This window comes from Lacihabitans lacunae, from assembly GCF_042649125.1.
GTDB lineage: Bacteria > Bacteroidota > Bacteroidia > Cytophagales > Spirosomataceae > Leadbetterella > Leadbetterella lacunae.
Window position 1 is genome coordinate 4594631 of the sequence record NZ_JBHRYQ010000001.1, and the last position, 15867, is coordinate 4610497.

13 protein-coding genes are annotated in these 15867 nt (G+C 37.8%); 5 read left to right on the forward strand and 8 right to left on the reverse strand.

The window, feature by feature from the left end:
* The first annotated feature begins 8 nt into the window (after window positions 1-8).
* From nqrE to ACFOOI_RS19590, 3 genes are all read left to right on the forward strand, one after another.
* Complete coding sequence (gene nqrE, locus ACFOOI_RS19580; protein WP_379839780.1) at window positions 9-623, forward strand: NADH:ubiquinone reductase (Na(+)-transporting) subunit E; 615 nt, start codon at window positions 9-11, stop codon at window positions 621-623.
* Between the two features lie 12 nt (window positions 624-635).
* On the forward strand, window positions 636-1940 hold the full coding sequence (gene nqrF / locus ACFOOI_RS19585) for an NADH:ubiquinone reductase (Na(+)-transporting) subunit F (RefSeq protein ID WP_379839781.1): 1305 nt from the start codon (window positions 636-638) through the stop codon (window positions 1938-1940).
* A gap of 113 nt (window positions 1941-2053) precedes the next feature.
* Entirely contained in the window at window positions 2054-3046 is a 993-nt protein-coding gene (locus ACFOOI_RS19590) for an FAD:protein FMN transferase (protein WP_379839782.1), read from the forward strand.
* On the opposite strand, the gene ACFOOI_RS19595 is transcribed toward ACFOOI_RS19590, so the two are convergent.
* Window positions 3036-3233 carry a hypothetical protein gene (locus ACFOOI_RS19595; RefSeq protein ID WP_379839783.1) on the reverse strand — a complete coding sequence of 66 codons (198 nt, stop codon included), beginning with the start codon at window positions 3231-3233 and terminating at the stop codon, window positions 3036-3038. The two genes, ACFOOI_RS19590 and ACFOOI_RS19595, sit on opposite strands and share 11 nt — an antisense overlap.
* Before the next feature lie 55 nt (window positions 3234-3288).
* Window positions 3289-4179, reverse strand: a complete 891-nt coding sequence (locus ACFOOI_RS19600; protein ID WP_379839784.1) for a hydroxypyruvate isomerase family protein — start codon at window positions 4177-4179, stop codon at window positions 3289-3291.
* A 233-nt stretch (window positions 4180-4412) separates the two neighbouring features.
* On the opposite strand from ACFOOI_RS19600, the gene ACFOOI_RS19605 reads away from it, so the two are divergent.
* Window positions 4413-5120 (forward strand): hemerythrin, encoded by a 708-nt coding sequence (locus ACFOOI_RS19605; protein WP_379839785.1) that lies wholly within the window; start codon window positions 4413-4415, stop codon window positions 5118-5120.
* 2 nt (window positions 5121-5122) lie between these two features.
* Here the strand turns inward: ACFOOI_RS19605 and ACFOOI_RS19610 are convergent, their stop codons facing one another.
* Window positions 5123-6430, reverse strand: coding sequence for a vanadium-dependent haloperoxidase (locus ACFOOI_RS19610; RefSeq protein WP_379839786.1), 1308 nt, complete (start codon window positions 6428-6430; stop codon window positions 5123-5125).
* A 37-nt stretch (window positions 6431-6467) separates the two neighbouring features.
* Window positions 6468-7811, reverse strand: coding sequence for a vanadium-dependent haloperoxidase (locus tag ACFOOI_RS19615; protein ID WP_379839787.1), 1344 nt, complete (start codon window positions 7809-7811; stop codon window positions 6468-6470).
* Window positions 7812-8021: 210 nt separating this feature from the next.
* Between ACFOOI_RS19615 and ACFOOI_RS19620 the strand changes: the two genes are divergently transcribed.
* Window positions 8022-8456, forward strand: a complete 435-nt coding sequence (locus ACFOOI_RS19620; protein WP_379839788.1) for a CBS domain-containing protein — start codon at window positions 8022-8024, stop codon at window positions 8454-8456.
* 49 nt (window positions 8457-8505) lie between these two features.
* On the opposite strand, the gene ACFOOI_RS19625 is transcribed toward ACFOOI_RS19620, so the two are convergent.
* The 4 genes from ACFOOI_RS19625 to ACFOOI_RS19640 all read right to left on the reverse strand — a co-directional run bounded on the left by ACFOOI_RS19625 (window position 8506) and on the right by ACFOOI_RS19640 (window position 15677).
* Window positions 8506-9567, reverse strand: coding sequence for a TerC/Alx family metal homeostasis membrane protein (locus tag ACFOOI_RS19625; RefSeq protein WP_379839789.1), 1062 nt, complete (start codon window positions 9565-9567; stop codon window positions 8506-8508).
* Between the two features lie 159 nt (window positions 9568-9726).
* A complete protein-coding gene (locus tag ACFOOI_RS19630) occupies window positions 9727-10383 on the reverse strand; it encodes an archaemetzincin (protein WP_379839790.1) in 657 nt (218 codons plus the stop codon).
* 7 nt (window positions 10384-10390) lie between these two features.
* Window positions 10391-12322: a DNA primase gene (gene dnaG, locus ACFOOI_RS19635; RefSeq protein ID WP_379839791.1), complete on the reverse strand. Its 1932-nt coding sequence runs from the start codon at window positions 12320-12322 to the stop codon at window positions 10391-10393.
* 112 nt (window positions 12323-12434) lie between these two features.
* Window positions 12435-15677, reverse strand: a complete 3243-nt coding sequence (locus ACFOOI_RS19640; protein ID WP_379839792.1) for a WD40/YVTN/BNR-like repeat-containing protein — start codon at window positions 15675-15677, stop codon at window positions 12435-12437.
* Between the last annotated feature and the right edge of the window lie 190 nt (window positions 15678-15867).

Below are 15867 nucleotides of genomic sequence, written 5' to 3' on the forward strand. Positions count from 1 at the left end.
AAAACACTATGGAAAATTTATTAGGTATATTTATAAAATCCATATTTGTAGAAAATGCAATCTTTGCTTTTTTCTTAGGTATGTGTTCGTTTTTGGCGGTTTCTAAAAAAATAAAAACAGCGGCTGGTCTAGGTCTTGCGGTGGTTTTTGTGATGTTACTAACTGCTCCTCTTAACTATCTTATTCTTAATTTCATGCTCAAAGAAGGGGCTTTGGGTTGGATTCACCCATCTTTGGCTGCGGTAGACTTAACCTTCTTGGCTTTTATACTTTTTATCTCTACGATAGCCGGAGCGGTACAGTTGGTAGAAATGGTGGTAGAGAAATTCGCTCCAGCTTTATACAGTGCCTTGGGTATATTTTTACCCCTAATTACGGTAAATTGCTCCATTTTGGGAGCCTCGCTTTTTATGCAAGAGCGAGAATATAATTTTTCCGAAACCCTCGTTTTTTCATTTGGAACAGGTATCGGCTTTTTCCTTGCCATAGTTTTGTTGGCTTCTATTCGTGAAAAATTGAGATATTCTAAAGTTCCGGCACCGCTACAAGGTCTCGGAATCGCGATGATTATTACGGGCCTGATGGCAATGGCTTTTTTAAGTTTTTCAGGTATCAAACTTTAATTCCCTTCTAATATGCTCCCTATTCTTTTAAGTGGTATTGTGGTATTTATATTGGTAGTGTTGTTGTTTGTGTTTTTGATTTTAAAAGCAAAAGACAAACTCCTACCTCAAAAAGATGTGAGTATTATCATCAATGGTCAAAAAGACGAGCCATTGATCGTTAAACCGGGCGATTCACTTTTGTCGGTGCTCGCTTCTAAAAACCTCTTTTTGGCGTCTGCCTGCGGAGGGGGTGGAACATGTGCCATGTGTAAATGCCACGTAATAAGTGGCGGAGGCGATGTGTTGCCTACCGAAACCAACCACTTAAATCGCAAGCAGGTGGCGGAGAAAATGCGTTTGGCCTGTCAGGTGAAAGTGAAAGAAGACATGGAGATTGAGATTCCTGCTGAAGTATTTGGTGTTAAAAAATGGGAATGTACGGTTACCTCAAATTACAATGTGGCCACATTTATCAAGGAATTTGAGGTGAAATTGCCCGAGGGCGAAACCTTAGATTTTGAAGCTGGTGGTTATATTCAAATTGATATTCCAAAAACTTCGGTTAATTATAGTGAAATGGATATTACTGCACACCCTGCCTATCATGACTCTCCCCAAAAATTTAAACCCGATTGGGATCAGTTTAATCTTTGGCCACTTAAAATGGTTAATCCAGAAGCTGAGTTTAGAGCATATTCAATGGCCAATCACCCAGCGGAGGGCAACATTGTAAAATTAACCATTAGGATAGCTACTCCGCCTTTTGATAGGGCCAAAAATGGTTGGATGGACGTAAATCCGGGAGTGGCGTCTAGTTATATTTTTAACTTGAAACCAGGAGACAAAGTAAATATTTCGGGTCCATACGGTGAGTTTTTTATAAAAGAAACAGAAAAAGAAATGCTTTATATAGGTGGTGGAGCAGGAATGGCTCCAATGCGTTCTCATTTATTTCACCTTTTTCATACTTTAAAAACCAAAAGAAAAGTAACGTTTTTTTACGGAGGAAGAACCAAGAAAGAGTTATTTTATATTGAAGAATTTAGAGAAATAGAAAGGCAATTTCCAAACTTTAGGTTTGCGGTTGCTTTGGACAATCCGATGCCAGAAGACAATTGGACACTTAAAAAGGATATCGATGATCCCGAAGGTGATGGATTTAAGGGATTTGTCCATAATGTAGTAATCGATGAATTTTTGAAAAAACATAAAAGTCCTGAAGATTTGGAGGTTTATTTCTGTGGGCCACCCATGATGAATCAATCTGTGCTAAAAATGGCAGACGATTGGGGAATTCCACCCGAAAACGTTGCCTTCGATGACTTTGGAGGATAAAAAATAGAAGCGAGCTTTACAGTTCGCTTTTTTTAATAAAAAAAATAGATGACTGTGACTTAGTTTTTCATTTAGCATCTAAATTGCTTATTATTTACAATCATCAACCTAATATGAAGTTTAAGTTTTCGCTTTTGGTCGTAGTTTTTGCACTTTTTTCTTCTTGTAACAAAACAAAAGTTAGGAAATATCAGACCTTAGAGGGGCAAGCTCAGGGTACTACGTTTCGGATTATTTATGAAGATTCTTTAGGTCAAAGCTATCAAGTGCAAGTAGATAGCTTGTTTAAAGTGATAGACAAAAGTATGTCGCTTTGGGACTCTACTTCTTTGATCTCAAAAGTAAATGCCAACCAAGAATACGATAAATTAGACCCGCATTTTCTTAAAGTTTACAATACTTCCAAAGACATTTTTGACCAAACCGGCGGCTATTTTGATATTACAGTGGGGCCACTCGTAAAGGCTTGGGGCTTTAGTTTTAAAAAAGGAGAGGCCTTTCCATCGCAGTCAAAAGTGGACAGTCTCATGACCAAAGTTGGATTTAAGAAAATCGGACTTTCTGATCAAAAAATAGTAAAAAGTGATAACCAAATAAAAATTGATTTTAATGCTATCGCCCAAGGCTATACCGTAGATGTTATCGCTGAGTTTTTAAATCAAAAAGGAGTTTTTAATTATTTGGTAGAAGTAGGCGGTGAAATACGTGCGAGCGGTTTAAATGCTGAAAACCACCTTTGGAAAGTGGGCATAGAAAAACCACAAGATGAGCGAGCATTAGAAGTGGTAGTAGCTCTAAACAATCAAAGTTTGGCTACCTCTGGTAGTTACCGCAAGTTTTTCGAAAAAGGAGGGAAGCGATATTCACATGCCATTGACCCATTTACGGGTTTTCCTGTTAATCATAACTTGTTAAGTATTTCGGTTATTGCACCTTCTGCTATTTTGGCAGATGGATTGGCTACAGCGTTTTTGGTAATGGGTTTAGAGAAAACTAAAGTTTTTGCAGAGAAAAATAACGTAGAAATTTTCGCTATTTACGAAGAAGCAGGAAAGCTTAAAACGTATGCTTCGTCTGGCCTTAAGAAAATGATTATCAAGGATTAGGGTCCGCACATGGCTCGCCGGGCACTCTTCCGCACACGCCGCAAACTGCACCCTCTTTTTGAAGCATGGGGTTATTGCTGGCACAGGTACCTTTGAATTCGCCGTTTTTTATAAATATTAAACGAACCGAAAACATAAATACGCCAAATAGTATAAGGCCAAGTGTAACTAAAAATAATGGTAACATAATTCTATATTTTATATTAAGCTCGACGATTAATCGCCGAGCTTAATTGTTTTATTTATACATCGCATATTTCTACACAGCGTTTTAGCGAAGCCAACATGCCTGCTTTGTCTTTAGGTGTGGGGATAAATTCCTGACCCAAAAAGCCTGTGTAACCAGAGTCTACTATTGCTTTTATAACGGCAGGATAGTATATTTCTTGTGTTTGGTCTATTTCCTTTCTGCCTGGCATACCACCTGTGTGATAGTGGCTTATATATTTTCCGAATTTTTTCACGTTTCTGATATGATCGCCATGCATGCTTTGCATATGGAAAATATCATATAAAAGTTTAAAATACTCCGAACCCACCATTTCACACAACGCCGCTCCCCACTCTATGTGGTCGCACATGTAGTCGGGGTGTGAGTCACGCGAACTCAGTAATTCCATCGAAAGGGTAACTTTATATTTTTCACAAGTTGGAATCAATCTTTTTATAACATTGGCACAGTTTATCATACCTACTATGTCGCTCATGCCGTTTCTGTTTCCTGAAAAACAAATGATATTCGTTATGCCATTTGCGGCAGCTTCTGGTAATAATCCTTCGTAAAACTCTACTAATGTGTCGTGGTTTTTAGGATTACAAAAGAAATTGTTTAGCCCCGTCCCTTTGGGCCAGTCTCCCCAACCTATGCCGGCCGTTAGTCCATATTGTTTCAGGATAGGCCATTCTTTAGGCCCAGTTAGCTCTATAGAAGCCATGCCTATATCTTTTACACCTTGGCAAAGTTCTTCAAAAGGAATTGAGCTGTAGCACCATCTACAAACGGAGTGCTTTATGTTGCTTTTAAGTTTGGTATTTGCCTTGGTTTGGGAAGTTGCTGCCATTGCAGTACCAGCAAAAGATCCTGCCGCCACTGTTCCAATAGTTTTTAAGGCATTTCTACGATTTGTTTTCATTGATTTGAGGTTGAATTAATTTTAATATTTAAATATAATTTATTGGCTTCATTAAGAAAAATCTAAACTTAGATATTATCTCAGAAACTAGCTTTTTTTATTTTAAAATTATATACATCCATACTTTTTTAAAGCCGAACTACCATTAGATAATAAAAAGACTTATTTATGATTATGCTCATTTTTTTCTTATTTTTGGTAAGTAACCTTTGTAACATAAACAGCGTAAGGATATGGAATCAAAAACATTAGAAGATTTAGTAGAAGGTAATAAAATGTATCAGTTAGTAACCGAGCGTTTGGAGGTTAAAAACCCAAGCTCAACTGATTTATTTGAAAGGTTTGATATGGAGGCAGAGCTAATGGCTCTGATTCTTGACTTATATAACGAGGACGATACAGATTTTCCTTATGAAAAACTTCAGAATTTTCCTCCTGACCAAGTGCTTTCATATTTGCAAGCTTCACATAAGTTGTATCTTTCTAAGAAACTGCCTGAAATAGAGCTTACTATGGAGCATTTTTTTAGTAGATATGGAGAGTCTCATCCATTGTTAACGAGTTTGACACTGTTTTTTAATCAATATAAAAACAGACTAGTGGCTCATATTAGAATGGAAGAAAAAGAGTTTTTCCCTTTTATAAAAAGACTCATAGCTGCCTCTAAAGGGGAGTTGACATCTGCAGAAGTAAATGAAATTTTAGCGACTAAGTCTATTGATGATTTTAATGACCATCATGACCCCATCGAAGATGACTTAAAAGAGGTTTCGGCTTTGATTCACACCTATTCTTCTAAAGAAGAGACACCTTTGCCTTTCAGAGTATTTTTAAATCAAGTTGAGCTTTTTGAGCTTGAACTAAGAAAACATGCGATAATAGAAGACCACGTATTGGTGCCTATTGCGAAAGAATTAGAAAGGACTTTGAAACAAAAATAAATTTAAGAAGCTTTCATTTTAAGCTTTAACTCACAGATAGTCTTGCCAATTCGTTTGCCGTTTTTGAGGCCTTCGTCGTTTGACATGCGGTAGTGTATGCCACCGTAAAGTCTAGAAAGTGCTGCCTCTTGAGCAAACTCTAAGAAAGAATCATACGAGCGTGGTTTTAGGCCTCGATTTTGGTGTGAGTTGTCTACGAATGCATAATTGTAGCCAAAAGCATCGGAAAGTACCATGGCGATTGCCCCAGACACCGTGCCGTGACCCGAAGTGTATTCGGGGAAAGGTGGATTGTCTAAAAATGCACGCCAGTTAGGATCTATGGTGGTTTGTATAAAAGTAACGGGTCGTAGTATATTATGCATGTATTTGCATTTCCAGCATGACACAAATGCATCAGATACTGCTATTCCAAGTCTACAATATAGCTCAGCCGCCTTCTCTAAGCTTAGGTTTTCTTTTTTGATTAACTGCGTCGCAATAGATATTCCATGGCCTGGCGGTGTAAATGTTTTGCCGGGGTCATCAGACCAAAAAAGTGCTATGTCTTTCTGTTCTTGCGTAAGGTTTTTACCTACACTGTAAACTTCCAGTGCTTGTACATATAAAAGAGACGAATTTCCTATTTCACATTTGGGTGGTGCAGGTAAATCAAAATCTGCATTTCCTTTAATGAAAGTCCTGTTTTTGCCCCAATAAGGTTGTAATGCCAATTGCTCTCCTACAGGAATCCACATACATGAGCCTGTATTGGTTTTGTAGTTTTTGGGAAAATTATTTTTTTCAGCTTCGTCTGCTCCGTCAGTTTTTGAATATTGATAAATTGCTTTTGCTATCTCTTCTCCATATTTTACGGAGTTTTTATAGACTTGCTCAGTAGTTTTTTGTTTGAGAGGGAGGTCGATTTTATTTCTAAAATCTTCGATTTTTTGAATATTCGCTTTAAAGTTTTTAGCGTAAATCTCTTTACATATAAAAGCTTGGGCTGTGTTAGCCACTACTTCCCATTGATATTCTTTGTTTTGCTCTGGTTTTGGTAGTTTTTCTAAGTCCTGCACTATTCCCGCCATCGAAATGTAGTTTGGCATGCCGTGGACCACAGACTCATATAGGGTTAGTCCACTATAGCCCAAAGCTCTAGCTACTACCGGCGGAGTAAATCCGGGTGTTTGGGGGATAATCTCAAGCTGAAACTCAAACCATTGAGTGGCTACATCGTTTGGCTTACTTGCCACATTTGGCTGTCCAAAAATCTGTAGGTTTACAGCAAAGATTAAGATTAAAAATATGTTTTTATTAAGGCCTTTCAAATCAGGTTTTTATATAGGAAAACAATTTACGAAAACTCTACTTTTTAAATTTCAAATTTAAGATATTTTTTGCCACTTTTCTTCCACAAGCATAGCCGTTGTCGCAAGAGAATCTATAATGAATACCTCCATATACTCGAGACAGGGAAGTTTCTTGGCCATAAGCCTCAAAATTATCAAATTTTCGGTTTGGATATTGGGGAGAATACGTGTTGTCTTCAAAAGCGTACGTCTTTCCAAAAATACTCTCTAACACCTCTACGGTGGCTCCTGCAGCTGTAGAATGCCCGGATGCATATTCAGGAAAAGGCGGGTTAGTCAAAAATGGGCTCCAAGTTTTTGCGATTGACTGCGTAATGTATGTACTAGGACGCATTAGGTTATATTCATATTTTCCTCTCCAAGCACTTATAAAGGCGTCGTTTAGCGAAAGTCCTACTTTCACAAAGACTTCGGCTACTTTGTCTAATGTAGCTTTTTCTTTTTTGACTATAATATTGGCAATGTTAAAATGATGCCCTGGAGGGGTGATAGTACCGCCGCCGTCTGCAAAGTACAGGGCGATTTGTTTTTGTTCGCTAGTTAGATTTTGTGAAACAAAATATACGTTTTTTGCTTCAGCGAAAAACGCCGAGTTTTTTTCAAATGAAAAAGTTAACGGGGTTTCTAAGTTATTTTTCAGGTTTTCGGAAGCCATTGTTTTATTTGAACCCCAATAGGGTAGAAGAGGAATAACCTGAGAGCCGGTGGGTTTCCATGAACCTATACCACCAGGGCTTACATAGTTAGCAGGAAAGTTAGCCACTTGGCCGTCCTGTCCACCATCTTTTTTTGAAATTTCAAAAATCTTGAGTGCTATCTCTGATCCTAACCTGATAGATCGCTCAATGGTTGGGTCTGAGCTACCTACTTTTAGCTTTGCTTCATAAAATTTTCTTACTGAATCTATTGCTACTTGGTTTTTATCGCTGGTGGTTTTAAAAAACTCTCTAAGAATGGTATATTGAGAGGTACTTGCAGCTAAGGCCCAGTTATATTCTAATGTACTGTCTGGCTGAGGAAGGCCCGAAATGCCATTTAATTGGCCACTTAGAGACATATTTTGAGGCATGCCTGATACTACACTTTCGTAAAGTGCTAAGGAAGCATATGCCAATGACCTAGCCGCTACAGGTGGTGCATAGCCAGGAGTATCTTTAATTAAAAACAAATGAAGTTTTAGCCAATTGGTCGGCATTTCATTGTCATAGCTACTTGCAGGAGCAGAAATAGCAGCAACAGGTTGCGGATTTACTACATCTTCTTTGGTTTTCTTACAAGAGAAAATTAATAATGAAGTAGAAATGAGTAATACACCTATATACGTATTTTTGGTTACCATCTTTTAAAGGGCTATGTTTAACTAAGATTACTTTTGAAAAGATTCAAAAATCTTGCCAAAAAACTTAGTTGGTTTGATTTGGCTTTTGTTAGCAGAGAATGGGTTTTATATTTTATATGATTTAAATGATATTTTTTTTGATTTAAGTTTGAATTTTACTGTAAAAATTTTTAAATTGGTATTCGTATTAACTCACCTAAACATACTACTATGGCTACTTCAGTAAAAACTCTTTTAGAAAGCAAAAAGATTAAGCAAATACTATCTGTTAAGCCGGACACCACGGTTTACGATGCCTTATTTATAATGGCTGAAAACAATGTGGGAGCTCTTTTAGTAATGGAAAATGACAAACTCGTGGGTATATTTTCAGAGCGAGATTATGCTAGAAAAGGAATAATTAAAGACAGAAAAGCCAAGTCTACGCCGATGTCAGAAGTTATGACGGCTAATGTATTTACGGTAAAGCCAGAAATGAATATAGTGGACTGTATGGAGTTAATGAGTTCGAAGAAATTTAGACACCTTCCTGTAGTAGTTGAGGATAAAGTAATCGGTGTTTTGAGTGTGGGAGATATAGTTACAGCCCTAATAGTAGAGCAACGCCAGCACATCCGTTTTTTAGAAAGTTATATAGCTTCTTAATTTTTGAATTAAAAAGATTGAAAAAGTGGGGTTCTAGACCCCACTTTTTTTATGCGTTTTCCTTTTGAGGAAACAAAAGCGAAGCTCCGATACTTACTCCCAATATAGAAATGATAACTATTAACGAGTGCATATTCGTAAATCCATGGCTTTCTAACCAGCTGTGAGCAAGCATTTTTCCTCCAATAAAGGTTAACAGAACGCCTAAGCCGTATTTCAAATAGCCGAACATGTCTATGATATTCACTAAGAAAAAGAACATAGAACGTAAACCCATAATGGCGAATACATTTGAGAAGAATACAATATATGGGTCTTTCGTTATCGAGAAAATAGCAGGGATAGAGTCTACCGCAAAAATAACGTCGGTAAAAGCGATTACAATGATTACCACAAAAAGTGGCGTTATGAAAAGCTTGTTGTTCTTGTATTTGTTTCGAACAAAGAAGTTGTCAGCTACATATTTTTCATAGACATTAAACAACTTTGAGGTGATTCTAACCGCTGGGTGCTTCTTCGTATCAATACTTTCTTCTTCATCTTTTGAAAATAAAATATTGATACCTGTGTAAACCAAAAACGCTCCGAATATATAAAGTACCCACTCAAATTGTTGAATTAAGGCTGCTCCTAAAAATATAAATATAAATCGCAATACGATAGATCCCAATATACCCCAAACCAATACTTTCTTGTAGTTTTTTTGACGAACGCCAAATGAGTTGAAAATCAGGATAAATACAAAGATATTATCGACTGAAAGTGAATATTCTACCAAATAACCCGTGATATACTCCAAGGCCATGTTGTTTTGAAATATCTTTAAGTTGCTCTCAAAGTTATCTCCAAGTTTGAGGTTTTTGTAATATGTATTTTGAATAAGTTCAAGATGTGAATTATCGCTAACGTCGTGAATGAGGTACCCGTAGTTTCTTAAAAAAAGGAAAAATACGATAGCCAAAGCTACCCAAACGGCACTCCAAAGTCCTGCTTCTTTGAACTTTACAATCTGATCGGGCTTTGAACTAAAAATCCCCAAATCAAGCAACATGACAAAAATTACGAAAACCGAAAATGCAGCGAAAAACAAAACCTCGTTAGAAAAAGGCATAATTTATTAATGATTTAAATGAATACGGACGCAAAGTTGCAACTAAAAAAAACGAAACCGAAATTTATTTTTTGAAGAGTATTAATTCAAAATGGCTATTTATAATCAATTTCTTAGTCAATTTAACATCAAAACATGAAACCTAGTTTACTTTGGAGGTTATTTTTCCATTAGATTTTTACCCAAAACATAGTTTAACTTTTTTTGACAAAGCCCGCAAAGTGTATTTCCTCTAAGTTGTGTTTCTTTCAAATCTTTGGCAGCATGCATGATGCAGTTAGTGACAGGGCAATGCTCTAAGCCTAAAGTGTGACAAATTTCGTGGATAATTGTGTTTATAAGTTCATCATTTGTTTTTAGCCTAAAGTTGGATACCACGGCACAATGTGTGTCAAAATCAGCTTTTCCATAGCAGAAGTTCCAAGCATTGTGAGGGTACAAGTCTATATTTATTAAAGCTACATTACAAAGTTGATTTTTCGATGCTAAATCGATATTTAAGTATTTTAAAAAATCATCAGCTGCATATTGTAAGGTGTCTTTTTGAATACGTGTGGAAATTTTTGTAAAGTCAACTTTCTGCTGTTGTGTGCTAGTTTTTATATCAAAAAAGTTAGAAACCTCTTTCGAGATTTCATTTAAACTTTCAGCGTCCAATGTTTGATTAAGATTAAGAATCAATATTGGTTTTGAAGTATCTCTTGGCGAATTATGAAGTGTAAACTTGAGGTAGTTAATTTTGTCTGACAGTGTATCTTTGTCATTTTTGCAAGAAATCACAATACATAAAAGCAGTAAAACTTTTAGATGTTTCATTTTAAGGTTACATCACGGCCCCTAAGATATCCGCTATTTTTTTTATCAAAAGTTGTTTTTTATTGATGTTTACAACGATTATTTCTTGGTCTTCGTCATTTGCATCATCTATTTCATTTAGCATTTGATTTATCTCGTTTTGTAATTTGTCTTTCGTAATTCGTAAAACTAATTTGTATGAAAAATCGCTTAGTTTTTCTTCGTATTTCGGTACAAAAATCTCGAATTTAGTCCAGTTGTCACTCAGTTCGTGTTTTGGCGACATCCAGTTTATTACGCAATCTTGTATTTTGGTATCCGGACTAGACGAAAATATTTTTATATCGGGGTACTCGCCGAGGTCATAGTATTGTTTATAGGTAGCATAGATTTTTTGAAGCAATTGGTCTTCAATTCTGATTTCAGAAGTTTCATGGAAAAGGTAATCCGCCAAGGTATGCTCTTCTTCGGTTTCGTAGTCTTTGTCTATAACTTCGTGGCCATACAAAACCAAGTCTCTCACCAAAACCTCCTCGTGAAAGTTGGTTTTGCTCATAGAAGCCTCAACTATTTCTTTTTCCCGATTTCGAGCGGGTTCTGGTGGTCCAGGAGAAAATCCGCCTCCGTCTGATCTTCCTTTTTTCTGTTCCGGATTTTTGCCCCTTAATAGCTTGTTTCCTTCATTTATCAGGATGTTTTCATCTATTTGGAGCAATGTGCTCACTTCTTGATAGAAAACCGAACGCTTAATCGGGTTTGGTATTTTGGTGATACTTTCTACCAGATCCGTTATCAAACCTGCTTTTTTGATAGGGTCGTTGCCTATTTCCTCTAGCGAAAGCTCAGTTTTGAACCTGATGAAGTCTTTTTGAGAGGCATTTACATAATCTGTAAATGTTTGACTGCCTACTTTTCTAATGTAACTGTCGGGGTCGTCGCCATCTGGAAAAACTACGGACTTTACGTTCATGTCTTCTTCCAAAATTAAATCTATACCTCTCAACGAAGCCTTTATACCTGCTGCGTCACCGTCATACAATACGGTGATATTTTGACTGAACCGTCTAATAAGTCGGATTTGCTCAGGTGTAAGTGAGGTGCCAGACGATGCCACCACGTTTTCTATTCCTGCTTGATGAAGCGAAACCACGTCGGTATAGCCTTCTACTAAAAAACAGTTATCGGCTTGTCTAATCGCGTTTTTTGCCTGATAAATACCATATACTATCTGACTTTTATGGTAGATTTCGGTTTCAGGCGAGTTGATGTATTTAGGAGCTTTGGGGTCAGTTTTTAAAATTCTGGCACCAAAGGCAATCGGTTTTCCGGCTACATTATGAATCGGAAATATTACCCTGCCTCTAAATCTATCAATTTTAGATTGATTGTCTTTTACGGAAATCAATCCTGCTTTTTCTAATATTTCAGTAGTAAACCCAGCTAAGCTCGCTTTTTTGTTGAAATCGTCGTAAGAATCGAGGGCGTATCCCAGGTTGAATTTCTCAATAATGGCCTTCGAAAACCCCCTTTCTATAAAATACGATTGTCCTACACTTATGCCTTCTTCGTTTTTGAGTAAAAGATCATGGAAGTAGTTTTGGGCATATTCTAAAACGATAAATAAACTTTCTTTTTCGTTTTGTTGAATAAGGTCTTGGTCCGTCATTTCACGTTCCTGCACCTCTATGTTGTACTTTTTAGCAAGCCACTTTAGGCCTTCGGGATACGACAGCCCCTCGAGCTCCATTACAAACCTTAGTGAGTCGCCCCCTTGGCCACAACCGAAACATTTGTAGATGCCTTTTGCTGGAGAAACGTGAAAAGAAGGCGTTTTTTCGTTGTGAAATGGGCAACAAGCCATCATACTAGACCCTCTTTTTTTGAGGGTAACAAAGTCTCCAACCACTTCGACTATGTCTGCAGCTTGAAGAATTTTCTGTACGGTATCCTGAGGTATCATAATGTAAAATTATCAGAAATAGATGTAAATTCGATAACAAATGGTAACTAAATAAAAAGCCCTGCACTTTGTGAGTCAAAATGAAGGGCTTTTGAGATAAAACAGAAATTATTTAAGAAGGGTCTTCTTTTTTCTTTTTGAGATTAATGGCAGGAATCTGATTCTCTTTTACCAATTTATTAAATGCCGGCACGTCTTCGTCTACTACTTTCTGTAGCTTTTCAGAGGCTTGATCTATTTTGTCAGACAAATCTTTGTAAACCTCGTAAGATGCTTTCGTGGGCTTTGTGTCTGCACTTCCTACTACATTTGCCACGCCGGCTATTTTGTCATTTAACCTAATCGGATATGCCAATAAGTCTTGAACGGCCTTCGCTTTATTTTGCATAATAGATTGCTCTAAGTCTTCTAAGTTTTTAAGCATTGGCTTCGTTAACTTCTCAAATTTTGAAATAATTACGGTGTCTTTTACCGCTTTCATATATTCTGAAACCGCTTTTCTGATTTGTCTTTTTTCGTTTATGCTTTTATGCGTTTGGTCTAACTTTTTATGAATTTTCATTAAAAGATCAAATTGCTCTTTAAACTCAGCATCAGTAGTCGGTATTCTCGGGTCTTTTTTTATTTCGGCGGTTTGTTGCCCTATCAGTTTACCATCCAATATCATTTTAACTACATACTGACCAGGAACCACCTTTGGCCCTGTGGTGTTTCCGGCCCACATAGGTGCTTTATCGCCTTCTATCTCAGTGGCGTCGGGGTATCTCATATTCCACACAAACCTATTCAGACCTTCATTTACTGTTAAGCCGTTTGGTTTTGATTTTGTGCTGTCTTCGTAGTAATCTTTTGAGGCTTTGAAAGGTTCGCCGTTCTCGTCTTTAATACTAGAAAATGCCATGATGGTGTCACCCGACATAGTTTCAAACTGAAGTTTAAACTCTTTGCTTGGTTTTTGTTTTAAATAATAATTTACTAAAACTCCATTTGGAGCATTGGTGCCTTCGTCGCTAGCGGCTCTTCTGCCTGCTTGACCACCTTCCATGCGGTAGGCATGTCTTGGTTTAAACAAATGAGCTTCTTTCTGTTGAATATCTAGATTGTCTTTAATCTCGTGTAGCGGCGTGATGTCATCCAATACCCAAAACGAAAGTCCATGTGTAGCCACCACAATGTCTTTCTCGCGAGCATGCACTTGTAAGTCTCTCACAGGCGAAATAGGCATATTTAAGTTAAGCGGTTGCCAAGTATCACCATCATTAAAAGATACATAGATACCTCTTTCGGTTCCGGCATAAAGTAAGCCTTCTTTGTTCGGGTCTTCTCTGATAACGCGGGTATATTCGTCGGCTGGAATACCATTGGCTATTGCTTCCCAGGTTTTACCATAGTCCGAAGTTTTAAATAAATATGGCTTTCTGTCGCCAAACATATAGCGAGTAGCGGCCAAATAGGCTTTTCCTTTTTTAAATACCGAAGGGTGGATAATTGACATCAATGAGAAGTCGCCCATCATGTTTTCTGGCACATTAATTTTTGTCCAGTTTTTGCCATTGTCACGGGTTACGTGCAAATATCCATCGTCAGATCCTGCCCAAATGTTGCCTTTCTCAAGAGTTGACTCCGCTAGGGTAAATATAGTAGCGTAAATCTCAGCACCTGTTTGGTCCAAAGTTATTGGTCCACCAGTTGCTCCTGTGGTCTTTGGGTCATTGCGAGTTAAGTCGGGGCTTATTATTTCCCAGCTATGGCCGCCGTCATGTGTTACGTGTACATATTGGGAGGTGCAATAAAGGCGAGTGTCATCATGAGGGGAAAACAAAATAGGGTAGGTCCACTGAAATCTAAATTTCTTTTGAGCCGAGGTATGTCCCATGTTGTTTTCAGGGTACACCATTATGTTTTGTTCTTGCTTGGTATCTAAGTTTAGTTTGGTTAAAAAACCATCATAAGAACCTCCGTAGGTTATTTTTGGGTTGATAGGGTCAATGGCTATATAACCAGACTCTCCACCTGCCACGGGTTGCCAATCCCTAATTCCGATCGAATATCCGTTGGTTCTACTTGCTATTTTTACTGTAGAGTTGTCTTGCTGCGAGCCATAAATATTATATGGGAAGTCATTGTCTACATGCACATGATAAAACTGAGCCGTAGGTATATCTATATCAGAAAAAGTGAAGCCATCGTTATAGGTTACTTCAGCACCACCGTCGTCACCAATAATGAAATTGTTCGGATTTTTCGGATTTATCCATACATCGTGGGTGTCGCCGTGGTGTACACTCAGTCTTCTTATGGTTTTGCCACCGTCGGTAGATTTAAATGAATTTACGTTTAATATGATTATGCTGTTTTCATTAACTGGGTCAGCCTCTAAGTTCATATAATACCACGGTCTCTGCCATAGGTTTTTGTCATTGTTTACCATTTTCCAGGTTTCACCGGCATCTGCGGAAGTAAACAAACCGCCTTTGTCGTTTTCAATAAGAGCATATAGTCTGTTTGAGTTTGCACCCGAAACTGCAATTCCTATTTTACCCAATAGCCCCTTAGGCATTCCTGGTTTTTGATTTAAAGAAACCCAAGTGTCACCACCATCGGTAGACTTGTAAAGTCCACAACCCTCGCCGCCACTGCTCATAGAGTGACCATTTCGATAGGCTTGCCAAAGTGTGGCGTATACAATTCGCGGGTTATTTGGGTCAAGTTTTACGTGGTAAGCACCCGTGCTGTCGTTTTTAGCCAAAATATGCTCCCATGTTTTACCGCCGTCTTTACTTCTAAAAACACCTCTTTCTCTGTTAGGTGCAAAAGGGTTTCCTACAGCGGCCACATATACTAGGTTTGCGTCTTTTGGGTGTACTTGAATCGTCGCTATGGCGTCCGCTTTGGGCAGTCCTATAAACTTCCAGGTTTTGCCAGCATCGGTAGACTTGTACATGCCGTCGCCATAGCTGATGTTGCTTCGCATGTCTGCTTCGCCCATGCCCACATATACTGCATTTGGGTCAGATTCAGCAACCGCAATAGCCCCCACAGAGCTTGATTTAAAAGTGGAGTCACCTTGGTAGTTCCAGTTGTTTCCACCGTCTTCGGTTTTCCAAACTCCGCCACCCACAGCTCCAAAGTAGTAGGTAAGTGGTTGGTCTTTGTGACCGGCTACAGCCAAAGATCGGCCGGCTCTAAACGGTCCGATGTTTCTCCACGATAGGCCACTGTAAAGTTTAGCGTCAACTTTCGAAGTAGTTATATTCTGTATGATTGGTTTTTCTTTTGAGCTTTTCTTTTTTTGACCTATGCTTAGCAAAGGCACAAATAATAGTGAAACAAGCAAAAGGTTAATTTTTCTCATATGTTGATAGTTTAGGGAGGTGTAATTTTTTTTTACACAATATAATAATCTATTTCAAAAAAATAGGACCAGATGTATAAAAAATAGATAAAACTCCTCTTTTCTTAGACAAATATTTTTATTTCAAATTTCTTTTTTAAAGCCTTCTTTTATGTAGAAATTTTAAGTTTATTTTGTTTTTCACTTAACT

Coding starts and splice junctions, on each gene's coding strand:
- ACFOOI_RS19620 (WP_379839788.1), top strand. CDS start 8,022: ATGGCTACTTCAGTAAAAACTCTTTTAGAAAGCAAAAAGATTAAGCAA.
- ACFOOI_RS19590 (WP_379839782.1), top strand. CDS start 2,054: ATGAAGTTTAAGTTTTCGCTTTTGGTCGTAGTTTTTGCACTTTTTTCT.
- ACFOOI_RS19640 (WP_379839792.1), bottom strand. CDS start 15,677: ATGAGAAAAATTAACCTTTTGCTTGTTTCACTATTATTTGTGCCTTTG.
- ACFOOI_RS19615 (WP_379839787.1), bottom strand. CDS start 7,811: ATGGTAACCAAAAATACGTATATAGGTGTATTACTCATTTCTACTTCA.
- nqrE (WP_379839780.1), top strand. CDS start 9: ATGGAAAATTTATTAGGTATATTTATAAAATCCATATTTGTAGAAAAT.
- nqrF (WP_379839781.1), top strand. CDS start 636: ATGCTCCCTATTCTTTTAAGTGGTATTGTGGTATTTATATTGGTAGTG.
- ACFOOI_RS19595 (WP_379839783.1), bottom strand. CDS start 3,233: ATGTTACCATTATTTTTAGTTACACTTGGCCTTATACTATTTGGCGTA.
- ACFOOI_RS19600 (WP_379839784.1), bottom strand. CDS start 4,179: ATGAAAACAAATCGTAGAAATGCCTTAAAAACTATTGGAACAGTGGCG.
- ACFOOI_RS19625 (WP_379839789.1), bottom strand. CDS start 9,567: ATGCCTTTTTCTAACGAGGTTTTGTTTTTCGCTGCATTTTCGGTTTTC.
- ACFOOI_RS19605 (WP_379839785.1), top strand. CDS start 4,413: ATGGAATCAAAAACATTAGAAGATTTAGTAGAAGGTAATAAAATGTAT.
- ACFOOI_RS19630 (WP_379839790.1), bottom strand. CDS start 10,383: ATGAAACATCTAAAAGTTTTACTGCTTTTATGTATTGTGATTTCTTGC.
- dnaG (WP_379839791.1), bottom strand. CDS start 12,322: ATGATACCTCAGGATACCGTACAGAAAATTCTTCAAGCTGCAGACATA.